Source organism: Lacticaseibacillus manihotivorans DSM 13343 = JCM 12514 (assembly GCF_001435035.1).
Taxonomy (GTDB): domain Bacteria; phylum Bacillota; class Bacilli; order Lactobacillales; family Lactobacillaceae; genus Lacticaseibacillus; species Lacticaseibacillus manihotivorans.
In genome coordinates this window covers 1-3,399 of sequence record NZ_AZEU01000124.1, presented here as the reverse complement: position 1 = coordinate 3,399, position 3,399 = coordinate 1, and the positions used below count along the sequence as shown (strand labels likewise).

Sequence of the window (3,399 nt, the reverse complement as noted above, 5' to 3'; positions counted from 1 at the left end):
GGTACAACGCAAGTGATGCCAAGGAATCAGTCTGGATTCAAGCTTTCATGTTTTAGCTATATTAAAGGCATCTAGTTGGGCAGGATCCCAAACCGGTTGTTGGAATCGTTGTTTGTTGGCAAGCCAATCTGGGTCGTAGAATGGGAGCCCTAATTGCTGGGCTTGGACTTTTTGAGCTTTGAGCTGGTCAAACATGTGCTGAATATAAGTTGACGTATACGCCAAGCTAGGCTGATTTGCTTCCGGATGCAATAAAATATCACGTTGATTACTATACTGATATAACTCAATATTTTTGATATTCACCAAAAGATACGCAATTGGCAAAAACTGATCCAGTTCACGCTCAAATTGACTGGAAAAGTCCCAAGCCAATTTTTCAAAGTGTTCTGCTTGCTTTTGCCGGTGCCATTTATCGGTAGCATATACTGCCTTAAAGCGCTGGATCACTTGCATTAACTTTAATTGATGCGAACCATACGCCTTGATTGTTTGTTCCAAGCGCTGAATCTGGTGTGTCCACTGTCGTGTTTGTTCATGAGGTACCGACTTTAGCCAGCGTCGGAAATTTTGAATTTCAGTGCCCACCAATTGACTTTCAAGACGCTTAATTTGAATCCGCTCGGACTCGCCATGGATCAAGTGAGTTTTCATCAAATTACCACTAAGCGCCAGACGTTTTGCATATCCAAGCGAGCCTTCAACCTTGAGCACCTTCCAATCAAACTTTGTAAAACACGTGATCGGCGGCCAGCCTAATGACTCATACTGACCAATTCGCCCAAAATTAGCCGCCCCCAACACAATGGTCTTAAACGTGTGGTCCCGGCCATCAGGAAATCTGAACTGAAGAATTGCGACATTTGCTAGCACCGCGCCAACACGAAAGCGTCGCAGACTTTGAAATTGCATTTGCCTCACCTCAAATTTATTATGCAGGCGAATGGGACAACTTCGCAAGAAAACCGTCTATATTGTGGACATTTTCCTCAATTCGGTGCTCGCAGTTGACAACTCGTTATGGGATTACTGGTATACCGATTTTTTATGAAGAATTTTATAGCCTAATTTAACGGTGTTTGTTTAAGTGTCATGATACGAAACACTTAAAAAGCTTTTCTTGTGTTTTTGCTTTTTCGGTGGTACATTATCGCTAGGAGAAGTGATCAGCTTAGCGCAGGCTGACCGTACCACTTCACGCTGCGGGGGAAGACCCAAAGCTAAACCAATGAGACGATCCCACAGTAGCTTGGGCTTAACTGTCGAATGCTGCTGGATCTCTAGTTTCAGAGTGCCGGCATAGAAGGGTCTCACTTGGGTGGACTCATATCAGTAACTGCTGGGAGAACCATCCTCATGGCAACATGGGAAGCCAGTCGACGACTGTGTGCGAAAGGCAATGCTAGCTGATTAGCAATGAAAGGGCTAAGGGCCAAGAACCCAAGGCTCGCAGTAGCGTACTTGAGCAATAATGGGTTGAACTGCATGAACGTAATCAAATAGGCATCAAAGCCTGGAATCCACGAAATGCACCTTGGTTTCGTGGGTTTTGTGCGCTTAAATTCGAAAATGACCTTCAAGCGTGTTCCTCAACACTTGAAGGTCATTTTTTTTGCCACAACAAAAAAGTTTCGGAAGAGGCACCCCCATCCGAAACTTTATCATTCTCATTCTCCTGCTAAAGCGACTAAATGCTTAAACGGTGCTAACTGTGCTTGGTCTTCCGTGTACAACATTTCGGGGTGCCACTGGACCCCGAAGATCCGATGCCGAGCATCATTAGATTGTACCGCTTCAACCACATCATCATGTGCGCGAGCAATCACTGTGAAGTCGTCAGCCACATCTTTTAAGGCTTGGGTATGCAACGAATTGACCAAATGGGTTTTACCTAACGCAGCGGATAAATACGTGCCTTCAGTCAAATCCACGTAATGTGATGCTTGGGTGTCTGGCGTTGGCACTTGCATGTGTTTGATCACTGGTTCCTTGCGGTAGGCGAGATCTTGCCACAAGGTCCCACCTAAGCCGACATTGAGCATTTGCATCCCGCGGCACACGCCTAAAATCGGCTTCTCAGTCGCGCGCACTGCCTGGATAATGTCCAATTCAAATTCATCACGGCGCAAGGAAGTCTGCCCCATCAATGGCTGAGGCTCTTCCCCGTATAAAAACGGTGACGCCCCTTGGCCACCTGTCAGCAAGAAGCCGTCAAATTGTTCGACATACTTGCTGGCGTCTTCGCGATCCACCAATGGCAAAATCACTGGCGTCCCGCCGGCTGCATAGACAGCATCGATATAAAACTGTGGGACATAAGTCGCCGGATGATTATGGAACACCTTTTCTGCAAAATCATATTGATTGGCAATAATTGCAATCAATGGTTTCATGTTACTTCACCTCAATATATTGATAGTTCACGGTCGATCCAAATGGAATGATCGACAAGCCCGAAGTTTTTGGATTCTGAACATAGCTTAACCCCACTTGATACACTGGCGCAATGGCGACATCGGTTTTGATCATGCGCGTTTCTGCTTGTTGAATCGCTTGATAGCGCGCTTCTGGTTGGCTCGCTAGACTGCCGTGGATCTTAGCAAGATCAGCGTCATAGGCTTTGGAGTTATATTTGGAGAAGTTCAACTGACCAGTCGATTGATACACATCCAAGAAGTTGATCGGATCGTCAAAATCTGGGGCCCAAGTCCCAAACGCGATGTCATAATCGCCTGAGCGCTCCAAGGCAATGCGTTGCGCCACTGGAATCGACTTCAAAGTGATGTGCACACCTGGCAAGTGTGATTCGATTTGCCCTTGTAAAAATTCGCCAGCGTTTTTGGCGTCTTCCGTGTCTGCCGTCAACAGCGTCAATGTCAAACTGGACTTACCTAACTCTTGTTGCGCCTTGGCCCATTCGGCTTTGGCATCGGTTGGGTTAAAGGTGATCAAGTTGCCAGTATCTTTGCGGTAGTCTTTGCCAGTTTTTGGATTGGTGGACAAGTTGCTTGGCACCAAACCGTTAAGGGCTGTCGAGCCATCTTTTAACACGTTCTTCGCAAATTTGCCTTTGTCAAAACTTTCAGCGATCGCCCGGCGCAAATGGACATTAGCCGTGGCGGAGCGGTTGAAGTTCATGCTTAAATAACCGATCGTCGGTGTAGTGATTTGATGCAACGCCTTGTTGTTGGTGAAGCGACTCAAGTTCTCTGAAGTCAACGCTGCATAATCCACTTTGCCAGTGTTGAACAAGTTGGCCGCAGTGCCTGAGTCTTTGACCACGCGCACGGAAACAGAATCGAGTTTGACCGATTGTTTGTCCCAGAATTTGTTGTTCTTTTGATACGCAAATTGCAAGAACAAGTTAGCCACCCCATGGCACGACACCGTGAGATGAAC

3 protein-coding genes are annotated in these 3,399 nt (G+C 46.6%); all 3 read right to left on the bottom strand.

Annotation, left to right across the window (positions count from 1 at the left end):
- Window positions 1-45 precede the first annotated feature (45 nt).
- A complete protein-coding gene (locus tag FD01_RS06635) occupies window positions 46-912 on the bottom strand; it encodes a hypothetical protein (RefSeq protein WP_056963356.1) in 867 nt (288 codons plus the stop codon).
- Between the two features lie 755 nt (window positions 913-1,667).
- The gene (locus FD01_RS06625; RefSeq protein ID WP_054720066.1) at window positions 1,668-2,393 is read right to left on the bottom strand and encodes a gamma-glutamyl-gamma-aminobutyrate hydrolase family protein; all 726 of its coding nucleotides are present in this window, start codon (window positions 2,391-2,393) and stop codon (window positions 1,668-1,670) included.
- A 1-nt stretch (window position 2,394) separates the two neighbouring features.
- Window positions 2,395-3,399: peptide ABC transporter substrate-binding protein (locus tag FD01_RS06620; protein WP_235802937.1), on the bottom strand; the 1,005-nt coding region annotated here is incomplete at its 5' end.

Bases quoted from the DNA above. Each gene is read 5' to 3' on its own strand.
- FD01_RS06635 (WP_056963356.1), bottom strand. From the start codon at position 912: ATGCAATTTCAAAGTCTGCGACGCTTTCGTGTTGGCGCGGTGCTAGCA.
- FD01_RS06625 (WP_054720066.1), bottom strand. From the start codon at position 2,393: ATGAAACCATTGATTGCAATTATTGCCAATCAATATGATTTTGCAGAA.